The sequence below is a fragment of the Tardiphaga sp. OK246 genome, assembly GCF_900188215.1.
GTDB classification, from domain to species: Bacteria; Pseudomonadota; Alphaproteobacteria; order Rhizobiales; family Xanthobacteraceae; genus Tardiphaga; species Tardiphaga robiniae.
The window spans coordinates 218,599-242,078 of record NZ_FZOX01000002.1 but is presented as its reverse complement, the minus strand read 5'-3'; the positions used below and the strand labels follow the sequence as shown (position 1 = coordinate 242,078).

General features: G+C 62.1%; 25 protein-coding genes. 6 read left to right on the top strand and 19 right to left on the bottom strand.

Features of this window, described 5'->3' with window-relative positions:
- Positions 1–8: 8 nt before the first annotated feature.
- On the bottom strand, positions 9–1,049 hold the full coding sequence (locus tag CHC01_RS08555) for an AraC family transcriptional regulator (protein WP_176454534.1): 1,041 nt from the start codon (positions 1,047–1,049) through the stop codon (positions 9–11).
- Between the two features lie 81 nt (positions 1,050–1,130).
- Here CHC01_RS08555 and CHC01_RS08550 point away from each other — a divergent pair, with 81 nt between their 5' ends.
- Positions 1,131–1,766, top strand: a complete 636-nt coding sequence (locus tag CHC01_RS08550; protein ID WP_139285818.1) for a hypothetical protein — start codon at positions 1,131–1,133, stop codon at positions 1,764–1,766.
- 47 nt (positions 1,767–1,813) lie between these two features.
- Positions 1,814–2,596, top strand: coding sequence for a methanethiol S-methyltransferase (mddA, locus tag CHC01_RS08545; RefSeq protein WP_089263912.1), 783 nt, complete (start codon positions 1,814–1,816; stop codon positions 2,594–2,596).
- 62 nt (positions 2,597–2,658) lie between these two features.
- On the opposite strand, the gene der is transcribed toward mddA, so the two are convergent.
- From der to CHC01_RS08515, 6 genes are all read right to left on the bottom strand, one after another.
- The gene (gene der, locus CHC01_RS08540; RefSeq protein ID WP_089263911.1) at positions 2,659–4,044 is read right to left on the bottom strand and encodes a ribosome biogenesis GTPase Der; all 1,386 of its coding nucleotides are present in this window, start codon (positions 4,042–4,044) and stop codon (positions 2,659–2,661) included.
- Between the two features lie 53 nt (positions 4,045–4,097).
- A complete protein-coding gene (locus CHC01_RS08535; protein WP_089263910.1) occupies positions 4,098–4,649 on the bottom strand; it encodes a hypothetical protein in 552 nt (183 codons plus the stop codon).
- Positions 4,650–4,721: 72 nt separating this feature from the next.
- Positions 4,722–5,375 carry a tetratricopeptide repeat protein gene (locus CHC01_RS08530; protein WP_089263909.1) on the bottom strand — a complete coding sequence of 218 codons (654 nt, stop codon included), beginning with the start codon at positions 5,373–5,375 and terminating at the stop codon, positions 4,722–4,724.
- 167 nt (positions 5,376–5,542) lie between these two features.
- Positions 5,543–5,797 (bottom strand): hypothetical protein, encoded by a 255-nt coding sequence (locus tag CHC01_RS08525; protein WP_139285817.1) that lies wholly within the window; start codon positions 5,795–5,797, stop codon positions 5,543–5,545.
- Between the two features lie 95 nt (positions 5,798–5,892).
- The gene (panB, locus tag CHC01_RS08520) at positions 5,893–6,741 is read right to left on the bottom strand and encodes a 3-methyl-2-oxobutanoate hydroxymethyltransferase (protein WP_089263907.1); all 849 of its coding nucleotides are present in this window, start codon (positions 6,739–6,741) and stop codon (positions 5,893–5,895) included.
- 4 nt (positions 6,742–6,745) lie between these two features.
- A complete protein-coding gene (locus CHC01_RS08515) occupies positions 6,746–7,330 on the bottom strand; it encodes an NnrU family protein (protein WP_089263906.1) in 585 nt (194 codons plus the stop codon).
- Between the two features lie 150 nt (positions 7,331–7,480).
- On the opposite strand from CHC01_RS08515, the gene CHC01_RS08510 reads away from it, so the two are divergent.
- Positions 7,481–8,476, top strand: a complete 996-nt coding sequence (locus tag CHC01_RS08510; RefSeq protein ID WP_089263905.1) for a Bug family tripartite tricarboxylate transporter substrate binding protein — start codon at positions 7,481–7,483, stop codon at positions 8,474–8,476.
- A 236-nt stretch (positions 8,477–8,712) separates the two neighbouring features.
- On the opposite strand, the gene CHC01_RS08505 is transcribed toward CHC01_RS08510, so the two are convergent.
- Both CHC01_RS08505 and CHC01_RS08500 read right to left on the bottom strand, forming a co-directional pair.
- The gene (locus CHC01_RS08505; RefSeq protein WP_141137060.1) at positions 8,713–9,090 is read right to left on the bottom strand and encodes a hypothetical protein; all 378 of its coding nucleotides are present in this window, start codon (positions 9,088–9,090) and stop codon (positions 8,713–8,715) included.
- A 288-nt stretch (positions 9,091–9,378) separates the two neighbouring features.
- Positions 9,379–9,984: a UCP034077 family protein gene (locus tag CHC01_RS08500; protein WP_089263903.1), complete on the bottom strand. Its 606-nt coding sequence runs from the start codon at positions 9,982–9,984 to the stop codon at positions 9,379–9,381.
- Between the two features lie 198 nt (positions 9,985–10,182).
- Here CHC01_RS08500 and CHC01_RS08495 point away from each other — a divergent pair, with 198 nt between their 5' ends.
- On the top strand, positions 10,183–10,848 hold the full coding sequence (locus tag CHC01_RS08495) for a VOC family protein (RefSeq protein WP_089263902.1): 666 nt from the start codon (positions 10,183–10,185) through the stop codon (positions 10,846–10,848).
- Positions 10,849–10,942: 94 nt separating this feature from the next.
- Here CHC01_RS08495 and CHC01_RS08490 read toward each other — a convergent pair whose 3' ends face one another.
- Positions 10,943–12,340: a GGDEF domain-containing protein gene (locus tag CHC01_RS08490; protein ID WP_244558274.1), complete on the bottom strand. Its 1,398-nt coding sequence runs from the start codon at positions 12,338–12,340 to the stop codon at positions 10,943–10,945.
- Positions 12,341–12,584: 244 nt separating this feature from the next.
- Here CHC01_RS08490 and CHC01_RS08485 point away from each other — a divergent pair, with 244 nt between their 5' ends.
- Positions 12,585–13,043, top strand: a complete 459-nt coding sequence (locus tag CHC01_RS08485; RefSeq protein WP_089264632.1) for an SRPBCC family protein — start codon at positions 12,585–12,587, stop codon at positions 13,041–13,043.
- A gap of 277 nt (positions 13,044–13,320) precedes the next feature.
- On the opposite strand, the gene CHC01_RS08480 is transcribed toward CHC01_RS08485, so the two are convergent.
- Positions 13,321–14,940, bottom strand: coding sequence for a peptide chain release factor 3 (locus CHC01_RS08480; RefSeq protein WP_089264631.1), 1,620 nt, complete (start codon positions 14,938–14,940; stop codon positions 13,321–13,323).
- A 206-nt stretch (positions 14,941–15,146) separates the two neighbouring features.
- Here CHC01_RS08480 and sugE point away from each other — a divergent pair, with 206 nt between their 5' ends.
- Positions 15,147–15,461, top strand: a complete 315-nt coding sequence (sugE, locus tag CHC01_RS08475) for a quaternary ammonium compound efflux SMR transporter SugE (RefSeq protein ID WP_068731015.1) — start codon at positions 15,147–15,149, stop codon at positions 15,459–15,461.
- 6 nt (positions 15,462–15,467) lie between these two features.
- On the opposite strand, the gene CHC01_RS08470 is transcribed toward sugE, so the two are convergent.
- The 8 genes from CHC01_RS08470 to CHC01_RS08435 form a co-directional block, all read right to left on the bottom strand.
- On the bottom strand, positions 15,468–16,484 hold the full coding sequence (locus CHC01_RS08470; protein ID WP_089263901.1) for an inorganic phosphate transporter: 1,017 nt from the start codon (positions 16,482–16,484) through the stop codon (positions 15,468–15,470).
- 14 nt (positions 16,485–16,498) lie between these two features.
- Entirely contained in the window at positions 16,499–17,143 is a 645-nt protein-coding gene (locus CHC01_RS08465) for a DUF47 domain-containing protein (protein ID WP_089264630.1), read from the bottom strand.
- 193 nt (positions 17,144–17,336) lie between these two features.
- Positions 17,337–18,305, bottom strand: a complete 969-nt coding sequence (locus CHC01_RS08460; RefSeq protein ID WP_089263900.1) for a branched-chain amino acid ABC transporter permease — start codon at positions 18,303–18,305, stop codon at positions 17,337–17,339.
- A 1-nt stretch (position 18,306) separates the two neighbouring features.
- Complete coding sequence (locus CHC01_RS08455; protein WP_089263899.1) at positions 18,307–19,182, bottom strand: branched-chain amino acid ABC transporter permease; 876 nt, start codon at positions 19,180–19,182, stop codon at positions 18,307–18,309.
- 66 nt (positions 19,183–19,248) lie between these two features.
- Positions 19,249–20,469, bottom strand: a complete 1,221-nt coding sequence (locus CHC01_RS08450; protein WP_089263898.1) for an ABC transporter substrate-binding protein — start codon at positions 20,467–20,469, stop codon at positions 19,249–19,251.
- A gap of 37 nt (positions 20,470–20,506) precedes the next feature.
- On the bottom strand, positions 20,507–21,730 hold the full coding sequence (locus tag CHC01_RS08445) for an ABC transporter substrate-binding protein (protein WP_089263897.1): 1,224 nt from the start codon (positions 21,728–21,730) through the stop codon (positions 20,507–20,509).
- A gap of 69 nt (positions 21,731–21,799) precedes the next feature.
- Positions 21,800–22,546, bottom strand: a complete 747-nt coding sequence (locus CHC01_RS08440) for an ABC transporter ATP-binding protein (protein WP_089263896.1) — start codon at positions 22,544–22,546, stop codon at positions 21,800–21,802.
- On the bottom strand, positions 22,539–23,294 hold the full coding sequence (locus CHC01_RS08435) for an ABC transporter ATP-binding protein (RefSeq protein WP_089263895.1): 756 nt from the start codon (positions 23,292–23,294) through the stop codon (positions 22,539–22,541). Before CHC01_RS08435 ends, CHC01_RS08440 begins: the two co-directional genes overlap by 8 nt.
- Positions 23,295–23,480: the final 186 nt, after the last annotated feature.

Here is a 23,480-nt window from a genome sequence, read left to right as displayed (position 1 = left end):
AGTCGAGGTCAGCCTCTGCGCATGGGGCTGGGATACGGCTTCGCCGACTTCGCGCCGTCACGCCAGCGACCCGGCGCTATTCCGGTCACGCGCTTGAAGGCACGATTGAAGGCCGCTTCGGAGTCGTAGCCGACATCGCTGGCGATGACGGCAAGGCTGTCGGCACCCGTTCGCATGCGCTCCGCTGCCAACTGCATCCGCCAGCTGGTGACATATTCGATCGGAGCCTGGCCCAACACCTCGTTGAAGCGCTCGGCGAGCACCGTGCGAGACGTGCCGCATTCGCGGGCCAGATCGTCAACCGTCCAGCGATGGCCCGGGTTGCCATGGACATGCCACATCGCACGCCCGAGCACGGGATCGTTCAGTGCTGCGAACCAGCCATGCGCGCTGGGCGGCAATCCCGCAGCGTAGCGACGCAGCACCTCCACGAACAGCAGCTCCATCAGCCGGCCGAGCATGATCTCACTGCCGGGCGTCGCGTCTTCGGTCAGTGAGAGAATTTCGCGCACCGTCGTGGCGAGAACCGCGCTCACCTTGTCGTCGCCAGCGCGATCGATGAGCATCGGCGGCAGGGTCCGAAAGACCGGGGAATGCAGCAGTTCCGACGATTCGATGAAGCCGCAGACCATGCGGGTCTCCCGCCCTCCGCCGCCATGCTCGATCGTCCACATGCCGGATAGTGGACCGGCCCGCACCAGTTCCATCGCGGAACACAACTCCGCGCCGTCGCCGCTGTAGAACCTGTGCGTGTCGGCGAACGGCATCAGCAGAACGTCGCCCGCAGCAATGGTGCCTCGCTCGCCACTGGCGAGTTCGACGGTGCATTCGCCCGCCGCGATCAAATGAAAAATGCTGACATGGCGCAAATGCGCCATCGGAGTGCGTTCGTCGAAATGTTTCGGGCTAATGAGGCCGAAGGGCTCGGTCAGGCTGGCGTTCAGAAATACCGATCCGCTGAGCCGGATCGACCGCAGCATATCTGCGAGCAAATCCCCACCGCGATCAATATCCGGCGTCGCTGCAAATGATGGCGGTGTCTCGATCATGTGAGGTCCTGAACCTCCGATCATCGTCCGCTGCCCCAACCATGCGCGGCATGTGGCGCATTGTATCCGATGGAGACGATGATGATCAAGAAACGGCTGTCCAAAGCCGCCGATCGTAGCTTCCGCTTGATTGCAGCACTGTTGATGCGGCGCGCCATTGCGCGGCTAATCAGCATCGACGACAGATCGCTATCCAAGGCAGGAATATCACGCGCCGCGGTGGCCGAGTTCCTCGAGAGTCCGCTCCGAACCGACCCGCACCGCTTCTTCAGTAGCAAGCATGCGCAGCGCGATATGCAAGACGTCGATACCGCTCTTGAGTCGGGTCAAGTGTCGCTGCCCCAACCGGACCCGACTCAACATCTCGCAGATGAATCGATCGCTTTCGACGGCCACCGCGCGCAGATCGATACGCTGCACCGGGAAACCATCATGCGCGCGATCCGACAAATGGTGAGCTTCCGCATTCGGATACTTACAGCTGGCGTGCTCGTCGCCGTCGGCGCCCTGAGTGCTTGCTCTGGCAGCCTGCCCGATCACAATGCGGCACAAATCCGCCGTGATCAGCCCGCGCGCTGTCAGTTGCGGCCGAATCTCATTCATCTATCGCCGATCATGCCGTCGGGCGAGCGCGTGGCCGAGGCATCTCTCCTCCCCAGCCAGCCGCGCAGCAGGCAACCCGAAGCGCGCGCGGGTCCTCCCGGGCGGGCCGGCTAAGGAAACGCTTGGTTCAATCGACAAGACAACCAGCAAAGGATAGTTCCATGACCCGCTTCATTGCACTCATCTACGGGCTCGCGTCCTACGCGATCTTCTTCATCACGATCCTTTACGCCATCGGTTTCGTCGACGGAATGATGGTACCGAAAGACATCAACGCGGGAACGCAGGTTCCGTGGCTGGAAGCTGTGCTCGTCAATCTCGCTCTTATGTCGCTGTTTGCAATCCAGCACAGCGTCATGGCGCGGAAGTCGTTCAAGCAGTGGTGGACGCAATATGTCCCGGCTTCGGTCGAGCGCAGCACCTATGTGCTGTTCGCGAGCCTGAGCTTGTTGCTACTATTCTGGCAGTGGCGCCCGATGCCGGCGATCGTCTGGCAGATCGACAATCCACAACTGGCCATGGCCATGACAGGGCTTTCCCTGTTCGGATGGGTCCTCGTCTTCACCAGCACGTTCCTGATCAACCATTTCGAGTTGTTCGGCGTGCAGCAGGTGGTGCAGAATCTGTCTGACCAGAAGCCATCTGCGCCGGTGTTTCGCACACCGCTCTACTACAAGTTCGTGCGCCACCCGATCTATCTCGGCTTCATCATCGCCTTCTGGGCGACGCCGCTCATGACGGTCGGACATCTGTTGTTTGCGGCCGTCACCACCGCCTACATCTTCGTCGGGATCTTTCTGGAAGAGCGCGATCTGGTCGAGCTGTTCGGCGACGACTATCGCCGCTACCGCGATCGGGTGTCGATGATCCTGCCGTGGCGCAAATCAGAGCGTCCGCCGACGCAGAGGCACGCCAATCCGTTCGGACTCACCGGCGAGCGATAGGACACAAAATAAAAACGCCGGATCGCGTGCACCGCGATCCGGCGTTTTTTCCTGCTGGTCGATCAGTTCGGCCGCTTGCGCTTGTGCGCGAACGGGTTCGCCTTCTCGCGCAACGTGATGCGGATCGGCGTGCCCGGCAGGTCGAAGGCTTCGCGCAGCGTATTGGTGAGATAGCGCAGATAGCTCGTCGGCACCGCATCGGCGCGCGAGCAGAACACCACGAAGCTTGGCGGCCGTGCCTTGTTCTGGGTGACGTAGTTCAGTTTCAGCCGGCGACCCGATACCGACGGCGGCGGATTCTTGTCGATCGCATCCTCGAACCAGCGATTGAGGCCTGCGGTGGGAATACGGCGATTCCAGACCGCGTAGGCATCCTGTATCGCCTTCATCAGCCGTTCTACACCCTCTCCCATCAGCCCGGAGATCGCTACGACCGGCACCCCCCTGATCTGCGGCAACAAGTGATCGGCATCGGTGCGCAGCGCGCCAATCTGGCCGCCCTGCTTCTCGACCAGATCCCATTTGTTGACCGCAAGCACCAGCGCGCGTCCCTCACGCTCGACCAGATCGGCGATGCGCAGATCCTGTTCCTCGAACTTGTTCTGCGAGTCCATCATCAGCACGACGACTTCGGCGAAGCGCACGGCACGCAGCGTGTCGGCGACGGACAGCTTTTCCAGCTTCTCCTCGATGCGCGACCGACGGCGTAGACCCGCGGTATCGAAGATGCGGAAGTCGCGGCCCTTGTAGTTGAGCTCGACCGAAATGCTGTCGCGCGTGGTGCCGGCTTCCGGAGAGGTTAGCAGGCGCTCTTCGCCGAGCAGATAGTTGATGGTCGTCGACTTGCCGGCATTGGGGCGCCCAACGATGGCGACGCGGATCGGCCGCGTCTCGATCTCTTCCTCTGGAATGATGACGTCGTCATCGTCGAATTCTTCAGGCTCTTCGACCGGCTCCGGCATCAGCACGCGCAGCGCGTCATAGAGCTCGCCAAGGCCTTCGCCGTGTTCGGCGGAGACCTGGATGGGATCACCGAGACCCAGCGCATAGGATTCCATCGCGCCGACTTCGCCGTGCTTGCCCTCGCTCTTGTTGGCGAGCAGCAGCACCGGCTTGTTGGCGCGGCGCGCGAAATCCGCAAAGGCGCGGTCGTTCGGCGTCAGGCCCATGCGCGCATCGATGACGAAGAACAGCGCGTCCGCCAGCGCGATCGCCGTCTCGGTCTGTTCCTGCATGCGTGCGGTCAGCGAGCCCTTCGGGCCTTCGTCGAGACCGGCAGTGTCGACCAGCGTGAATTCGAGATCGCCAAGCTTGCCCTCGCCCTCGCGGCGGTCGCGGGTGACGCCCGGGGTGTCATCGACCAGCGCAAGCTTCTGCCCGACCAGACGGTTGAACAGCGTGGACTTGCCGACATTGGGTCGGCCGATGATGGCAATGGTATAAGACATAGGTGATCCGTGCGCCCTTTACGGACAGCCTGTCAATGAGAGGGCGCGCGAACTCAGCGCGAGAAACTACCCGACGGCACTGGTGCCGGGAATGGTGTGGTGGCCTGCTGGGCCGGCGCGGCTGCTGCCGGCTCATCCGGCGGCGGCGCGGTGGTGCTGCGGCGGCGGGCGACTTTCTTGCCTTGCGGCGGAGGCGGTGCGGCAGCCGTGCTGCCTTCCTCTGTCGGCGCGGCATCGGGATCGGCGGGCGCTGCGCCGTCCTGACGGACGGTGCCGACCTGAACAGAGCCACGGCTCTTCGCCTTGCGGCCCTTCGGCTCCGGCGCGCCCGGCGGCGGCTGCAGTGGGGCGGCTGCGACGGGCGCAGCCTCCTGCGCGCGCTGGCGCTCGACATTCTCCTTGTAGAGATCGCGCGGCACGCCCTGCTCAAGACCGGGGACGCCGTCGGGGAACACCGGCTTGCGGTCGCCGGGCAGCTTCTTCTTGGTGTCCAGGAAGTCGAGCATGTCGGACGGATCCCAGCCGGTCATACTGCCGCAGCCCGTGAGCGCGCTGGACAGCGCGATCAGGACGGCGGCGGAAACGAGGCGTTGCATCGGGCGCATGGACGACTTCTCACTCAACTCGTGATCTGAACGATCGGCTTCAGGTCAGCTTTAATTCGGCTCTTGTCTTGCTCAGCTTTTCGCCGCGGGCGGCAGCAGCGCCTGCAGTGCTTCGGCACGGGTGCGCAGGCTCGCCGGCGTCTCCGCATCGTTGGACATCATGTCCAGCCACTGCCGCGTCGCCACGGCGTTGTTGGCCTTCCATGCCGACAGCGCCAGCAGCTCGCGCGCCGAATGGCGATAGGTGCTGGTATTGGTCGTCGCCGGCTCCAGACGGGTCTGCATCGCCTCATAGGGCGAGGTCTCCAGCAACAGGCTGCCGGCGCGGATACGCGCGAGATCCTGCTCGGGTGCTGGAACGGTGCGGTCGCCGATGATGTCGTCATAGAGCTTCACGGCAGCCTGCGGGTCGCGCGAAGCAGCCTCGGCAGCGGCGCGCAAACGCGCCAGCGTGCGGTAGCCGGACGGCGCCTCGGCCGCGAGCTTGGTGAAGGCGGCTTCCGCCTCGGCATGCTTGTTCTGCTCAGCCAGCTCGACCGCGCGGTCGAACGCCGCACCGGCCACGGCGGCCTTCTTGGCCTCGAGATAGCTGTAGCCACGCCAGCCGCCGACGCCGACCACGATCAGAATCGCGACTGCGATGATCAGGAGCGAATACTTCTCCCAGATCTTCTTGAGCTGCTCGCGACGCAGGTCTTCGTCGACTTCATTAAATAATTCAGACACTTAAAGGTATCCTGTCCCCGATGGGCCGCGCTCACCCCGAGCGGCGCCGGGCATATACGCTCCGGCATGGCGGCGGCGATACCCTAGCGTTATGGCGCTGGCAAGGCAAAGCCAGCGCGATCAAAGCGTTATCCCGAAATGCTTAATTTGGCTGGCGCCTGAAGGCGTCAGTTCATACCGCCGGCGCCGCCGCTGGTGCGGCCATTGGCATTGGACCCGGCGCTGTTGTCGCCGAAGGCCGAATTGGCATTGTTGCCGCCCAGCGCCGCATTACCGCGGGTGTCGTTAAGCGGGTTTACGACCGGGCGCGGCTCCTCGACACGATAATGGGGCTTCCGCTCCTTTTTGGCTGGCTCCGCGTGCGAAACCGCGGGAAGCAGCGCCAAAACGGCGACAAAGCTTAGGAATTTCAAGGCCTTCATCATCAACATCCTTCGCATTGCCCCTGCTCTTTCAACCCCGGCCGGGCCGCAAAATTCCTGCGGAAATCCTGCGTCCCTCTTGCGTCAAACCTGCGTCAGCCCTTCGGCTTGCCGCCATAGACATGTTCCGGCCCCGGAAATGCCCGCGAGCGCACATCGGTGGCGTAGCCTTCGATGGCGGCCTCGATCATGGGTCCGAGATTGCCGTAGCGCTTGACGAATTTCGGCACCCGCGCCGACAGGCCGAGCATGTCTTCGAGCACCAATACCTGACCGTCACAAGCCGGGCTCGCGCCGATGCCGATGGTCGGGATCGGAATCGTCTCGGTGATCTTTCGCGCGAGTGGTTCTGCGACTGCTTCGATGACGACGGAGAACGCGCCGGCCTGCGCGACAGCAATCGCATCGTTCTGAATTGGCCCCGGCACGTTCTCGCCGCGCGCAATCGCTTCGGCCTCTTCCTTGCCCTGTGAGCGGAACGAACCGAGCGCCGCGATCGACTGCGGCGTCAGACCGATATGCGCCATCACCGGAATGCTGCGCTCGGTGAGGAACGCGATGGTCTCGGCCATACGCGCTCCGCCTTCCAGCTTCACGGCGCCGCAATGGGTCTCTTTCAGGATGCGCGCGGCGGAATGAAACGCCTGCTCTTTCGAAGCTTCATAGGAGCCGAACGGCATGTCGACAACGACCAGCGACTGCTTCGAACCGCGCATCACAGCATGACCCTGCAGGATCATCATCTCCAGCGTCACCGGGATTGTCGTCTCAAAGCCATGCATCACATTGCCGAGCGAGTCGCCGACGAGGATCACGTCGCAATAGCGATCGACCAATGAGGCCGTATGCGCATGATACGAGGTGAGCATCACGATCGGCTCGCCGTTCTTGCGCGCGAGAATATCCGGTGCGGTCTTGCGCTTAATGGCCGACTGAACTGACATGAACTTAAGCTCCGAACACGGGAACGCCGATCACCACCGGATGGAAGGCGAAACCCAAAGCGATATAGGCGACGACGCCGACCACGACCGCAATCGCATCATTCATCGGACCGCCCACCGGGATCGGCGGACCGCCGGCGTCAGCGCGATGTTTCATCGAGATGCGATCGATCACCGCCCAGGCCAGGAAGGATCCGAACAGGATGATCGAGCCGAGATCGCCATTGGCGAGCAGATGCGCGGCGGCCCACAATTTGATGCCGGCAAGCATCGGATGTTTCAGCGTGGTGTAGATGCGGCCGCGGATATAGGACGCGGTGACCATGATGACCGCCGGCAGCATCAGGGCGACGGTGATGTGCTTCATCGCCAGCGGCGGCGTCCAGACATTGATCCAGCCGGTCGCGCGATATTGCGCGAAGCCCCAGATGATCAGCGCGAGGCCGATAGCGGAGATCAGCGCAAAGCCGAGCTTGTAGACGCTCTCGCCCAGACGCGCGATCAACTGCGCACGCGCCTCGCGCCTGATAATGAACAGGTGAATGCCGAGAAACAGCACGAGGCCGAGGATCATCACGATCAGTCCCATGATGTTCAGTCCTCTCGCCCGGGCGGTTGCGTGCCGGATGGGTTGCCCGCCCTGAAATTCCCACTATGGTCCCGCCCGGCCAGCGGATTTTAGCCGCCTTTGGCGCCGGTCAGAGGGTTTCCGGGTATCACTTTTCAGGGGACGCACGCAATGCTGCGAAACGACACGACACCTACCCGCCTTCACCTTGCGCTCGCAGCGCTGCTGTTCGCGATGCTGCCCTTCGCAGCGCACGCGCAGGCGCCCGTTTGGCCGCCCAAGCTTGTTCGCATCATCGTGCCGTTCGGCGCCGGTGCGAGCCCGGACATCGTGGGTCGCGTGCTCGCCGACAGTCTGCAGACGCGGCATCCCGGCACCAATTTCGTCGTGGAGAATAAGCCAGGTGCCTCCGGCAATATCGGCACCGACGCCATCGCGAAATCCACGCCCGACGGTTCGACCATCGGCATCTCGCTCGGCGGCCCGCTCGCCATCAACACGCTGCTGTTTGCCAAGCTGCCCTACAATCCCGACACCGACATCGCGCCGATCACTTTGCTGACGCAGCTCCCGAGCGTGCTCGCGGTGCCGACCAGCCTCGGCGTCAATACGGTCGCGGAATTCCTCGCCAAGGCCAAAGCCGATCCGAAGGGCCTCGGCTACGGCTCGATCGGCGTCGGCACACTGTCGCAGCTCTGCATGGAAGCGATCGCGCAGAAGGCCGGCGCCAATATGGTGCACATCCCCTATCCGTCCTCGCCCGCTGCAACCACCGCGCTGATCCGCGGCGACGTGCAGGTCGCGTGCCTGCCCGCCATCGGCGTGACGCCACAACTCGCCACCGGCGCCGTGAAAATCCTCGCCGTCACCACCGCGAAGCGCTCGCCGTTCCTGCCGGATGTGCCAACGCTGACCGAGAGCGGCATCGACGTGCAGTCCGACGCCTGGAATGCGCTGGTCGGCCCGGGCGGGCTATCGAAGGATGTGGTGGCGACGATCAATGCCGAGGTGACGCAGACGCTGGCCGAGCCCGCCGTGATCGAGAAGCTGAAGCTGCAGCTCATCACGCCCTCGCCGACCACGCCCGATCAGCTCCGCAAGCGCATGGCCGACGAGAAAGCGCTATGGGCCGAGGTGATCAAGGCGGCGAAGATCAGGATCGATTGAGGTCTAACCTCTCCCCGTTCTTTACGGGGAGAGGTCGCCGCGTCTTCGCGGCGGGTGAGGGGCATGGCTCGAGGCCTGCCACAAACACGCTCCCTCAGGTTCCGCTGAACGACCCGCGAGTCCACGCTTGCTTAACGCCGTACAAGGCCCCTCACCCGCGCGCTGAGATGCGCGCGACCTCTCCCCGCCCCGCGCGAAGCGAAGCTTCGCTAGGCGGGGCGAGGTAAGAAAGCCCCTCACACGAACCGGCAGTTTCGCGCGGTTTGCGCCATGCCGGACGACGACGAGGTCGGAATGCTGTAGCTCGCCTCGCTCGGCGTTTGGCCGCGTGCGGGGATGATCACCATGCCGTGGTCCTTCACCGAGCCCTTGGCGTTGGTTACCGTGACGTCGATGCCGCAGGCGATCTTGCGGGCGCAGTTGTTCTCGAAATCCATCTTGAACGAATACTTGCCGTTGTCCTGCCAGAACCCGACATACTTGTCGCCGACGCAGGCCTTGGCTTCCTCGGTCCAGTTGTCGGGCTCGGGCCAGAACAACAGCGCGCTGCCGCCAGTGAGCGCACCGACAACGCCAACCGTCGTCGCAATCAATACAAGCCTGCGTCCAAACATCGCCGCCTCCGGAGTGCCTTCCCCTTCGTCGCGGCGGATGGCGCAGTGGTTCACTCTCTTAACCTCTCCCCGCTCTGCGCGGGGAGAGGTCGAAACGCGTGCGCAGCGCGTGTTTCGGGTGAGGGGCATGGCACAAAGCCAGCCACGAAGAAGCACCCTCGGATCTCGATACTGCAGACCCGAGATTCCGCGTCCTGCCCCCGCCATTCAAGGCCCCTCACCCGGAGCCGTCGCTACGCGCCGACTCCGACCTCTCCCCGCAAATGCGGGGCGAGGTTAGGAAGCAGCTTACTTCCCGGACTGCTTCTCCAACTCCCGATTATCGACATAGCGGATCATGATCGGCCGGCCGGCGACCGCGCCGCCAAGACCCTTGGTGAGTTTCAGCGGCAGGCAGCTATGAAGCGAAGCGTTGATGGCCTTGAGATAGGTGTCGCGCGTGTCCTGCGGCGCATCCTTGCTGGCAAAGGTCACGCGCGGCGGCGCGATCGGCCTGCCCGCCGTGTTGAACGAGAACATCACCGACATCTGCATGCCTGCACGCGCATCGTCCGTCGCGGGCGGCGACCAGCACGACCGCAAGGTAGCGAACAGGTCGCCGATCGTATCGAGATCATGATCAGGCCGGCGGTAGAGAGCCTGCTGATCGCCCGGCGGCACGCTTAGCACGGTGACCTGCAGGTTTTGCCCGATCGGATAATCGATCTCGGGAATGCACGGCCCGTGATCGAACACGCTACAGGTGGACGGCGTGCACGGCTCGCCATCAAGCACGCTGCACGGCCTGTGCGAGAAAGGTACTGCATCGCCCGCGCGCAGCCGCCGCGCCTCCGCTTGGCCAGCGAATGCCACCAACACGCTGACGATCAACAATAACGTGAGGTTCCGTGTCATTCGGACACCCTTGCAAATGCGCCCTCACCTGAAATGATATGGGCGTGTGGCGTCATCAAGATCGGGATGGGTCACAACTGCACGAGCAGACCAACAAACGGAACGCCGGCCAGACGACCGATTGCAGACATTGTTGCGCCTGCGCACAGCCCGGCACCACACGTCGTCATCATCACACCCCGACCTCAGGAGACCGACATGAGCAGTCCCCAGGTGCATCGTGATACTTCCGTCACCATGAAGCTCGAAATCGTCGTCATTCCCGTGTCGAATGTCGACACGGCCAAGAGTTTTTACGCAAATCTCGGCTGGAGGCTCGACGCCGACTTCGTGGTCGGCGACGACTATCGCGTGATCCAGTTCACGCCGCCGGGTTCGGATTGCTCGGTCATCTTCGGCAAGAACGTCACCGCCGCGACGCCGGGCTCGGCGCAGGGTCTGTATCTGATCGTCTCCGACATCGACGCGGCCCGTGCGGACCTGCTCGGCCGCGGTGTCAAGGTGAGCGACGCCTTCCACGCCGGAGATGTCAATGTCGGGCCGGACGAGCCCTATTTGTTCGGACGGCTTCGGATGAATGGCCCGGATCCCGCGCGGGCCAGCTATCGCTCCTTCGCATCATTCAGCGACCCGGACGGCAACGGCTGGCTGTTTCAGGAGATCACCGCGCGATTGCCGGGACGCATCGATGCCAGTGCCACGACGTTCAACTCATCCACTGACCTTGCAGCCGCCTTGCGGCGAGCGGCGATCGCCCATGGCGAACACGAAAAGCGCACGGGCGGCAAACATGACGAGAACTGGCCGGATTGGTATGCCGACTATATTGTGCGCGAGCAGACCGGCGAGTCATTACCGACATAGCGACCGTACTGCACAGCACATGGAATACATCGCAACTGAATCGTCTGACGCAAAGCTGGATGACTCACCCCATACTTGCGGAACGAATTCGACGTCAGAGCCGGGCGCCGTCCTGGCTCTGCAGCTGCGGAAGCGCGTATCCGGATCCAGCGACTGGCGCGTCGGCAGAGGCGCTTAGCGTGCGGGAAATCGTGCGGTTGCGACCGGTCCGCTTCGCTTCGTAAAGTCGCCCATCGACCCGTTTGTACAGGCTCGGCCAGCTATCTCCCGGCTGCAACGTCCCCACGCCGAAGCTCGCAGTGACCTGCCTCGCTCCACCCGGGACGGCAAAGCTGTTCTGCTCGATCGCGATCCTCAACCGTTCGGCATAATCAACCGCTTCCTGTTCGTCCGTATCCGGAAGGAACACTGCAAATTCCTCGCCGCCCAGCCGCCCGACGATGTCGCGTTTGCGCGACGCGTTGCGCAGCATTCGCCCCACCTCTCCGAGGACATCGTCCCCGACGTCATGGCCGAGGGTGTCATTGATGCTCTTGAAGTTGTCGATGTCGCACAGAGCGAGCGCAGCACGGCTCGGTCCGTGTTTGCGCAGATGGGCGGATACCCGTTCTTGAAAGCCGCGCCGGTTCAGGATGCCGGTCAACAGATCGAGATCGCGTTCGCGACGAAGATCGTCGATCATGTCGGACACCGCCGCGGCGAGGATGGCCAGCGCCAGACCGGCGCCGAGCACGGCGAGCGAAAGCTGGAGTGCTTGCCAAAACATCGAATTGCTGAACGCGGTTCTGTCGATCGGCGCGGAAAATCCGACAGTCAGCATGGTTCGCGGAAAAAAATGCAACCCGAACAGCAACAGCACCCAGAACAGAGCCCGATCGACATAAGGCCCGCGCGCCAATGCGGTGAGCCGCCCCGCTGCGATCAGCATCAGGAGGCCGTAGCCGAAATTCTGGATGTAGACCCGGGCGATGAGACTGCGATCGATATAAAAGAAATAGGCGAGCAGAAGAACGAAGCCGGCAAGGATCGCCATATCGATGACCGGACCGAGCCCCTTCCCCGAACGCACCAGAATGCCCTCCACGGCGGCGATAACCGCCGACGTGTAGAGCGCGCCCGAGACGATGGCATTGGGCCCCGCGCCGGGCGGCCAACTCAAAATCTGCGACATCGCACCGAGGGCAAACAGGACGCACGCGCTGGCCAGTAAGAGCAGGTAGTTGCGCTTCTTCTCGACGAGCCACGCGCAGACGAAGGCAGCTCCGAAGACAAACAATATTCCCGGCGTTATCAGTTGGAGCGTAGTTCTGACGATGACCCCATTCATCTCGCTCAAACTTTCCAATAGGCCCAGGTCGTCGTGACGCACGGCTTGGGCACCGGTACCTCGTAGCCAGAGAACACTATCAAATTTGACCGGAAATGCCTCAAATGCGAGTCGATTGACGGGAACCGGGTTCGTCACGCCCGACGTCAAAAGCCGCGAATACATCGTCAGCCGCCCGGCTCACAAGGGAAGATGGATGGCCGGGTCATCTCGCGAAGCCGCGCTTTGCGCTTTGCACAGCCAAGACGTGGGGAGAGTCTACCGCCCAACTCATACGTCATACACGGGCTTGACCCGCGTACCCATCTTCCCCGACAAAGCCTCCACACAATACGCAGCGCCGTTGCGCATTCATCAAGAACAAGACCGTTCACAACTGCGCGAACAGACCGCGGAGGAACTGCCAGCCATGACCACACCCAAGACACCGGCGCATCCGTTCGAGCGCAGCCACTCCATCGTGATCGCGGCTGCGCCGGAAGCTGTGTTCGACTACGTCACCAATCCCAAATCATGGCCGCAATGGCTGCCCTCCTCGCACGACATCGAGTGCGAGGATCGCCCGATGCGTTTCGGCGACACGTTTCACGAACACTGGTCGACGCGGTCGGGCCCGGTCGCGCTGGACTGGCTTGTGATCGCCTGCGAACGCCCGCGTCTGTGGATCGGCCTGACGCATATGAGCGTCACCGGCCCGATCGTCGTGCAATATGTCTGCGCCGAGGTCGATGGCGGGACGAAGTTCACGCGTACTGTGCGCAACCCCGCGCGGCCGAAGGCACCAACAGCGGAAATGATTGCGCGGATCGACGAGGAAGCGGAGTTGGGATTAGGGAACATCAAAAGGATTGTGGAATCCGGCACCTGAGGCTGTGCCTCAAGGTCGTACGAATTTCGTATCCAGTCCGCGACAACTATATTGGGGGCAGCGACCGATTGCGTTGCTTCATCCCACAAGATTTTCTGACACGCCTAGCGCGCAGGAATCTTTCTTTAAGAGTTCAGCGATACGGTTCTCTCAAGCGGTTCATGTATTGCGTACCGCTAGCAGGTTGAGATCCGCCGGAGCGACCCGGCGGATCGTCCTGGCTCTGTCGGGAGACATCTGCGTCGGCATACGAGAGGCCGACGTCCAACGCGTCGCCTCACCCCTGCTTCTTCACGTCCTTGATATCCGAGAACACGATCCCTTCCGCGCGTTCCTTGGTGTAGTTCAGATAGAAGTCGTTCTTCGCCAGGAACACCGGATCTCCGTCGACGTCGTCGGCGACGCCGGAATTGTTGTTGGACATGAAGGTTTCGAGCTTCTTCTTGTCCTCGGACGAAATCCAGCGCGCCAGCGAGAATTCCGAGACTTCGAAACTCACCGGCAACTGATATTCCGCATCCAGCCGTGCCTTCAGCACGTCGAGCTGCAGCGGGCCGACGACGCCGACCAAAGCCGGCGCGCCGTCGCGCGGACGGAACACCTGTACGACGCCCTCTTCCGACATCTGCTGTAAGGCTTCCTTCAGTTTCTTCGCCTTCATCGCGTCGCCGAGGCGCACACGACGCACGATTTCCGGCGCGAAGGACGGCACACCGATGAAGGTGATGTCCTCGCCATCGGTCAGCGTGTCGCCGATCCGCAGCGTGCCGTGATTGGGAATGCCGACCACGTCGCCGGCATAGGCCTCGTCCGCAATGGCGCGGTCCTGCGCGAAGAAGAATTGCGGCGACGACAGCGACATGTTCTTGCCGGTGCGCACCAGCTTGGCCTTCATGCCCCTTGTCAGCTTGCCCGAGCACAGCCGCGCAAAGGCGATGCGGTCGCGGTGGTTGGGATCCATGTTCGCCTGGATCTTGAACACGAAGGCCGACATCCGGGGCTCGTCGGCCTCGACCTTGCGCAGGTTGCTCTCCTGCGCACGCGGCGACGGCGCGAAACGGCCGAGACCTTCGAGCAGATCGCCGACGCCGAAATTGCGCAGCGCACTGCCGAAATAGACCGGCGTCATATGACCCTCGCGGAACGACTGCAGATCGAACGGCTTCGAGGCTTCCTTCACCAGTTCGAGTTCGTCGGCGACCTCGCTGGCATCGAGATTGGGGTTGCGGCCGGCCAGATCGGCAATCTTGATCTTCTCGGCTGCGCCGGTCTTGGCGCCGCCGCCCTCTAACAGGCGGATGCCGCCAGTCTCGATATCATAAGTGCCCATGAAATCGCGGCCGCGGCCAACCGGCCAGTTGATCGGCGTGGTGTCGAGCGCCAGCGTCTTCTCGATCTCGTCTAGCAGATCGAACACATCGCGGCTCTCGCGGTCCATCTTGTTGACGAAGGTGATGATCGGGATGTCGCGGAGACGACAAACCTCGATCAGCTTCAGCGTCCGCGCCTCGATGCCCTTCGCGGCATCGATCACCATCACGGCGCTGTCGACCGCGGTCAGCGTGCGATAGGTGTCTTCCGAGAAGTCTTCATGGCCCGGCGTATCCAGGAGGTTGAAGACGTGGCCCTGGAATTCGAAGGTCATCACCGAGGTGACGACGGAGATGCCGCGGTCGCGCTCGATCTTCATCCAGTCGGAGCGCGTGTTGCGGCGCTCGCCCTTGGCCTTGACCTGGCCCGCCAGATTGATGGCGCCGCCGAACAGCAGCAGCTTTTCGGTCAGCGTGGTCTTGCCGGCGTCAGGATGCGAGATGATCGCGAAAGTGCGGCGGCGGGCGACCTCATTGGCAAGCGGGGAACGCGCGGCTGAGTCGGCGGAAAGGGCGATATCGGACATAAACGTGCCTGTGGCAGGGAAAACGGGCGCAATCAAGGGATTTTGGGCGGGAAACTGGCCGAAGTGGCGACCATCGGCCGCGTTGCGATCCGGCTGCGTGGGTCCCATATAACCCCTGCGAGGACGACCTCCAAATCATCATCATCCGGCAAAGGGAGACCTTTGCTTGCAGGGACGGCCCTGTACTTTCATCAGGAGGCCGTTCCATGGCTTGGTTGTTGCTGTTCATCGCGGGTTTGCTTGAAGTCGGCTGGGCCGTCGGGCTCAAATATACCGAAGGCTTCACCCGCCTCGTCCCCTCCGTCCTCACCCTCATCAGCATGACCGCGTCAGTCGGCATGCTTGCCCTCGCCCTCAAGGAACTGCCGATGGGAACCGCCTATGCGGTGTGGACCGGCATCGGCGCGGTCGGCACCGCAGCGCTGGGCATGTACCTGTTCGGCGACCCGGCCACCGTCGCGCGGATCACCTGTATCGGGTTGATCGTGGCGGGCATTGCCGGGCTGAAGCTGGTGTCCTGACCTGCGTCAGATAAAGCTCAGATGCAGCAGCTTCACGATCCACCAGGTCGCGGCGGCGACGATCGCCGCGGCCGGGATCGTGATCACCCAGGCATAGACGATCGAACTCGCCACATTCCAGCGCACCGCTGAGACACGACGCGCCGCACCGACGCCGACGATCGCGCCGGTGATGGTGTGCGTGGTCGAGACGGGAACGCCGAGGAACGTCGCCGCGAAGAGCGTCGCTGCACCACCTGTCTCCGCGCAGAACCCCTGCATCGGCGTGAGTTTGGTGATGCGCAGGCCCATGGTGCGAACGATGCGCCAGCCGCCCATCAGCGTACCCAGCGCCATCGCCGCCTGACACGACAGCACGACCCAGAACGGCACCGAGAACTCGGTGCCGAGGTGGCCCTGCGAGTACAGCAGCACCGCGATGATGCCCATGGTCTTCTGCGCGTCGTTGCCGCCATGGCCGAGCGAATACAGCGAGGCCGAGACGAACTGCAGAATGCGGAAGGCACGGTCCACGGCGAAGGGCGTCGAGCGCACCGAGGCCCATGACACGATAGCCACCAGCACCAGCGCCAGCAGGAAGCCCACCAGCGGCGACAGCACAATGGCCAGCAGCGCCTTGGACAGCCCGGTCCACAAGGCTGCCGAGAGACCTGCCTTGGCGACGCCCGCCCCGAGCAAACCACCGATCAGCGCATGCGACGAGCTCGAGGGAATGCCGAGGCCCCAGGTGATCACGTTCCAGACGATGGCGCCCATGAGTGCTGCAAAGATCACCGCGGGATCAATGACGCTAGGCTCGATGATCCCCGTGCCGATGGTGTTGGCGACATGCAGACCGAACACCAGGAAGGCGATGAAGTTGAAGAATGCCGCCCACAGCACCGCATATTGCGGCCGCAGCACGCGCGTCGAGACGATCGTCGCGATCGAATTGGCAGCGTCATGCAAGCCGTTGAGAAAGTCGAACAGCAATGCGATGGCGATGAGGCCGATCAGCACCGGAAAGGCGAGCGTGGCGTCCACCTGATGGCCCTGCCTTATACTTGTTCGATGACGATGCTGTTGATCTCGTTCGCGACGTCGTCGAAGCGGTCGGCCACCTTTTCAAGGTGCTTGTAGATCTCGGCGCCGACCACGAAATCCATGGTGTTGGCGTCGCGATGCTTGAGAAAGAGCTCCTTGAGCCCGATGTCGTGCAGATCGTCGACGCGGCCTTCGAGCTTGCCGACCTCCTCAGTGATCGCGGTGAGCAGGCCGACATTGTCGCCGATGGCGCTCATCAGCGGCACGGCGCGACCGACAAGGTTGGCACACTCCACCAGCAGCGTGCCGATTTCGCGCATCGGCGGCTCGAACTGGCGCACCTCGAACAGCATCACCGCTTTCGCCGTCTGCTGCATCTGGTCGATGGAATCATCCATCGCCGTGATGAGGTTCTTGATGTCGACGCGATCGAACGGCGTGATGAAAGTGCGGCGAACGGCCGTCAGCACCTCGCGGGTGATGGCGTCGGCGTCGTTCTCGAACTGGTTGACGCGCTGGCAGTAGACCGGCGTCTCGTCGCCGCCTTCCAGCATCCCCGCAAGCGCCTTGGAGCCCTCGACCACGGTCACTGAATGGCGGGCGAACAGGTCGAAAAACCTTTCCTCCCGGGGCAGAAAGGACCGGAACCAACGCAGCATCATCTCATCCAACTGTCAGGAAAACGCAGCGACCGGACCGCCAGATGGCGGACATGGTCCCGCGGGGCCACCGCCGGCGGCCCTGTGTCACACGGATGTCATAAAGCATTTCCGGCCAAGACGGGCAATCGCGCACCTTTTAGGCCCGATCATCCACCGCTTTAGCCTGCTTTTCCTGAGGCAGTGCCTGGATTTAGAGCGACCGCTTGAAGTAATGCGCGATTTCGCCGATGACGCCGCGGCGGAAGGTCAGCACGCAGACCACGAAGATCACGCCCTGGATCACCGTCACCCACTGGCCGAAGCCGGCGAGATATTGCTGCATGGCGATGATGACGAAGGCGCCCACCACCGGCCCGAACAGCGTGCCGAGGCCGCCAACCAGCGTGATCAGCACGATTTCACCGGACATGCTCCAGTGCACGTCGGTGAGCGAAGCGTTCTGCGCCACGAACACCTTCAGCGCGCCGGCGAAGCCCGCAAGCGTGCCGGACAGGATATAGGCCAGCAGCTTGTATTGATCGGTCTTGTAACCCAGCGAGACCGCACGCGGCTCGTTCTCACGGATCGCCTTGAGCACCTCGCCGAAGGGCGAGTTAATGGCGCGGTAGATGATCAGGAAGCCCAGCGTGAAGCCGGCCAGGACCACGTAATACAGCGTGATCGGCTTCGAGAGATTGAACAGGCCGAACAGCGTGCCCTGCGGAATGCCCTGGATACCGTCTTCACCATGGGTGAACGGCGTCTGCAGATAGACGAAGTACAGGAGCTGCGACAGCGCCAGCGTGATCATGGCGAAGTAGATGCCCTGACGACGAATGGCGATCAGGCCGGTGACGACGCTCAGCGCCGCGGCGGCGACGACACCAACGATAATGCCCAACTCTGGCGTCAGGCCCCAGACCTTCAGCGCATGCGCCGTGCAGTAGCCTGCGGTGCCGAGGAACATCGCGTGGCCGAAGGACAGCAGACCGCCATAGCCGATCAGGAGGTTGAACGCACAGGCGAGTAGCGCGAAGCAGAGCGCCTGCATCACGAAGAACGGATAGACGCCAGTGAGCGGCACGACCAGCAACAGTGCGGTCATGATCGCAAAGGCGACCATCTCGTCTTTGACGGTGCGGCGGGGTGACGGAATGGCGTTTTCAGTGATCGTTGTCATATCAGGCAGCCCGTCCCGTCAGTCCGGAAGGTTTCACAAGGAGCACCAGCACCATCAGCACGAAGACGACAGTGTTGGAGGCCTCGGGGTAAAAATACTTGGTCAGACCCTCGATGATGCCGAGGGCGAAACCGGTGATGATGGAGCCCATGATCGAGCCCATGCCGCCGATCACGACGACCGCGAACACGACAATGATCAGGTCCGCGCCCATCAGCGGGCGAACCTGGTTGATCGGCGCCGACAGCACGCCCGCGAGTGCCGCCAGACCGACGCCGAGCCCGTAGGTCAGCGTGATCATCAGCGGCACGTTGATGCCGAAGGCGCGGACCAGCGTGGGGTTTTCCGTCGCGGCGCGCAGATAGGCGCCGAGCCGCGTACGCTCGATCAGGAACCAGGTCGCGATACAGACCACCAGCGAGAAGATGACGACCCAGCCGCGATAGATCGGCAGGAACATGAAGCCGAGATTCATACCGCCCTTCAGCGCATCCGGGATCGCATAAGGCAGACCCGACGAGCCGAAATAATTCTGGAACACGCCCTGGATGATCAGCGCCAGACCGAAGGTCAGCAGCAGGCCATAGAGATGGTCGAGATTGGCGATCCATTTCAGCATGGTGCGTTCCATCACCATGCCGAACAGGCCGACCGCCAGCGGCGCCAGGATCAGCGCCGGCCAGTAGCCGATGCCAGCCAGGTTGAGCAGGAAGTATGCCGCAAACGCGCCCATCATATAGACGGCGCCATGGGCGAAATTGATGATGTTCAGCATGCCGAAGATCACGGCGAGGCCGAGACTTAACAGCGCATAGAACGAGCCGTTGATGAGTCCGACCAGCAATTGCGCAGACAGGGCCTGTAGATTGATCGACATGTTGTTCTCAACTCTTATCGCAGGAAAGTCTTGGCCCGGCAGAGTGACGCCGCCGGGCCAATGATCTTATTTCTTCAGCAGCGCACAAGTGCTCTTCTCGATCGGTGTAAAGGCCTGATCGGCTGGCACTGTACCCGCAAGCTTGTAGAAATCCCACGGCGCCTTCGATTCCGACGGCTTCTTCACTTCGAACAGATAGCCTGGGTGAATCTTGCGGCCATTGGCTTCGATCTTGCCCTGCCCGAACAGCGGATCATCGGTCGGCAATTCCTTCATCTTGGCAACGATCTTCGCGCCATCATGTGGATTGCTGCCGAGCGCTTCCAGCGCCTTGAAGTAGTGGATGAGACCCGCATACACGCCCGCCTGCACCATCGACGGTGGAGCGCCGTTCTTCATGCGCGCTGCGAACTTCTTGGAGAAGTCGCGGGTCTTGTCGTTCAGGTCCCAGTAGAAAGTCTCGGTGAAGCTGAGGCCCTGCGCGGTTTCGAGACCAATCGCCTTGACGTCGGTGATGAACAGCAGCAATGCCGCGAGCTTCTGACCACCTTTGGCGATACCGAATTCAGCCGCCTGCTTGATCGAGTTGGTGGTGTCGCCGCCGGCATTCGCCAGACCGATGACCTTGGCCTTCGACGACTGCGCCTGCAGCAGGAAGGAGGAGAAATCCGCGGTGTTGAGCGGATGCTTGACGCCGCCGACCACCTTGCCGCCCGAGGATTTGACGACTTCCGAGGTATCGCGCTCCAGCGCGGCACCGAAGGCGTAGTCGGCGGTGAGGAAGAACCAGCTGTCACCGCCGGCCTTGACCATCGCCTGCCCGGTCGAATGGGCGAGCATGTAGGTGTCATAGGTCCAGTGCACGGTGTTCGGCGAACACTGTGCATTGGTGAGATCCGATGTCGCGGCGCCTGAATTGATGTAGACGCCGTTCTTCTCCTTGACGATGTTGTTCACCGCCAGCGCCACGCCGGAATTCGGCACGTCGACGATGGTGTCGACCTTGTCGACGTCGAACCACTGCCGCGCGATGTTGGAGCCGATATCCGGCTTGTTCTGGTGATCGCCGGAGATGATGTCGATCTTCCAGCCCTTGGCCATCAGACCGGAATCCTCCGCCGCCATCTGCGCAGCCAGGGTCGAGCCCGGGCCGCCGAGATCGGCGTAGAGGCCGGACTGATCGCTGAGTGCGCCGATCTTGACAGTCTTGTCCTGGGCCATGACGACGCCCGCCATGGCCAGCGAAAGCGCCGTGCCGAGAAGTGCGGTCGAAATCTTGTTTTTCATGACTTCCTCTCAATGATTTGGACGACGGGCTTCTAAATTAGGTCTTCTTCAAAAGCGGACAAGCACTCTTGTCGAGCGGCGTGAAGGCCTGATCGGCAGGGATCGTCGCCACCAGCTTGTAGTAATCCCAGGGTCCCTTCGACTCCTCGGGCTTCTTGACCTCGAACAGATAGGCCGGGTGCAGCTTGCGGCCGTTCGGCTGAATCGTGCCCTTGCCGAAGATGATGTCGTCGGTCGGGGTCGCCTTCATCTTGTCGACGATCTTCAATCCGTCATGGGAGTTGCCGCCCATCGCGTCGAGGGTCTTGAAGTAGTGGATCAGCGATGAGTAGACGCCAGCCTGCACCGTGGTCGGCATGGCCTTGTTCTTCGCGCGGTCCTGGAATCGCTTGGAGAATGCACGGGTACCGTCGTTGAGATCCCAATAGAAGGTCTCGGTCAGGTTCAGGCCGTTGGCAACCGGCAGACCGAGCGAATGGACGTCGGTGATGAACATCAGAAGGCCGGCCAGCTTCTGGCCACCCTTGACGATGCCGAATTCGGAGGCCTGCTTGATCGAGTTGATGGTGTCGCCGCCGGCATTGGCGAGGCCAATGACCTTGGCCTTGGATGTCTGTGCCTGCAGCAGGAACGACGAGAAGTCGGCGGTGTTGAGCGGCGGACGGACGCTGCCGAGCACCTTGCCTCCGACAGCGTTGACGGCGTTGGTGGTGTCGCGCTCGAGCGCCGTCCCGAAGGCGTAGTCCGCGGTCAGGAAGAACCAGGTATCGCCGCCGGACTTGGTCAGCGCCGTGCCGGTGCCGTTGGCGAGCTGATAGGTGTCGTAAGCCCAGTGAATGGTGTTCGGCGAGCACTGCGCGTTGGACAGGTCCGACGTTCCCGAACCCGAATTCAGGTAGACGCCGTTCTTTTCCTTGACCACGTTGTTGACGGCGAGACCGACCGACGAGGTCGGCACGTCGACGACGACGTCGAGCTTGTCGCGATCGTACCACTGACGCACGATGTTGACGCCGATATCGGGCTTGTTCTGGTGATCTCCGACCAGCACGTCGATCTTCCAGCCCTTGGCGACCAGACCGGAGTCCTCGACCGCCATCTGCGCGGCAAGCACCGAGCCCTGCCCGGTGATATCGGCATAGAGGCCGGACTGGTCGTTCAGCACGCCGATCTTGGCGGTCTTGTCCTGGGCGAACGCAAGCGAGCTTGCGCTCATCATCAGCGCAAAACCCAGCAGCGACGTCGAAACGACTTTTTTCATTCTGTGCTCCCTACCCGTATTGATGGTTGTGTCTATCGTCGGACCGTTGGCTCGGTCCGTTATTCGATATTAGACGCCGAGATACGTATGCAGCTTGTCCATATTCGCCGAGAGCTCGGAATTGGCGAAGCCATCGATGATCTTGCCGTGCTCGACGATGTAGTAGCGATCCGCCACCGTGGCAGCGAAACGGAAGTTCTGCTCGACCAGCAGGATGGTGAAGCCTTCCGACTTCAACCGCGCGATGGTGTGGCCGATCTGCTGGATGATGACAGGTGCGAGACCTTCGGTCGGCTCGTCCAGCATCAGGAAGCGCGCGCCGGTGCGCAGGATGCGGCCGATCGCCAGCATTTGTTGCTCACCGCCGGAGAGTTTTGTCCCCTGGCTGTTGAGACGCTCTTTCAAGTTTGGAAACAGCTCGAAGATCTGATCCAGCGACAACCCGCCCGGCCGGATCGTCGGCGGCAGCATCAGATTCTCTTTCACGTCGAGGCTGGAGAAGATGCCGCGTTCTTCCGGACAGAATGCGATGCCCTGCTTCGCGATCTTGTCCGACGAGGTCTTGATGATCTCGTTGCCTTCGAACTTTATCGAGCCGGTGCGCTTGCCGATGATGCCCATGATGGACTTCAGCGTCGTAGTCTTGCCGGCGCCGTTGCGACCGAGCAGCGTGACGACTTCGCCCGGCTTCACGTTGAAATTGATCCCGTGAAGAATGTGCGACTCGCCATACCAGGCTTCGAGATTCTCGATGCTGAGAATTGGATTGCCAGTTGCTGCAGTCGTTGCCGGTGCGGCCATTGTGATCTCAGCCATGCCCGGCTCCCAGATAAGCTTCCTTGACGCGCTCGTCCTTGGTCAGATCGGCGTAGCTGCCTTCCGCAAGAACCTTTCCGCGAGTCAGAACGGTAATGATGTCCGACAGATTGGACACGACGCTGAGGTTATGTTCGACCATCAGGATGGTATACTTCGCCGAGATGCGCTTGATCAGCGCTGCGATTTTGTCGATGTCCTCATGGCCCATGCCGGCCATCGGCTCGTCGAGCAGCATCATCTCGGGATCGAGCGCCAGCGTAGTGGCGATCTCTAATGCCCGCTTGCGGCCATAGGGCATTTCCACGGCGGGCGTATTGGCAAATTCGCTGAGGCCGACATCGTCGAGCAGTTCAGCGGCGCGTTGATTGTACTGATCCAGGACGCTCTTGGACCGCCAGAAGTCAAACGACGATCCATGCTGGCGCTGCAGTGCAACACGGACATTTTCCAGCGCCGTCAGATGCGGAAACACCGCGGAAATCTGGAACGAACGTACGAGGCCAAGGCGCGCCACGTCGGCGGGCGCCGTCGCGGTGATATCCTTGCCCTTGTAGAAAATCTGGCCGGCGGACGGCTGCATGAACTTGGTCAGCAGATTGAAACACGTCGTCTTGCCGGCCCCGTTAGGGCCGATCAATGCGTGAATGGTGCCGCGGCGAACTTTGAGACTGACATCGCGGACTGCAAAAAAGCCAGCAAATTCCTTGGTCAATCCGTTGGTTTCGAGAATGAACTCATCGGTCAAGCAAATTTCCCCCATCGACCTTCCCGGCGTGTGTCTCCGCCAGTGGCCAACTTTTTGCGCAGCCACATTTCAGGGAAAACTGAAAGTCATCCCCGCGCGGCCACATCGAGTGGCGCGAATATGCCGTCAAGGCGACGGCGAACGCAAGGTGCAATGCGGCAGAATTGGGTGGACTGCCTGTCGCAC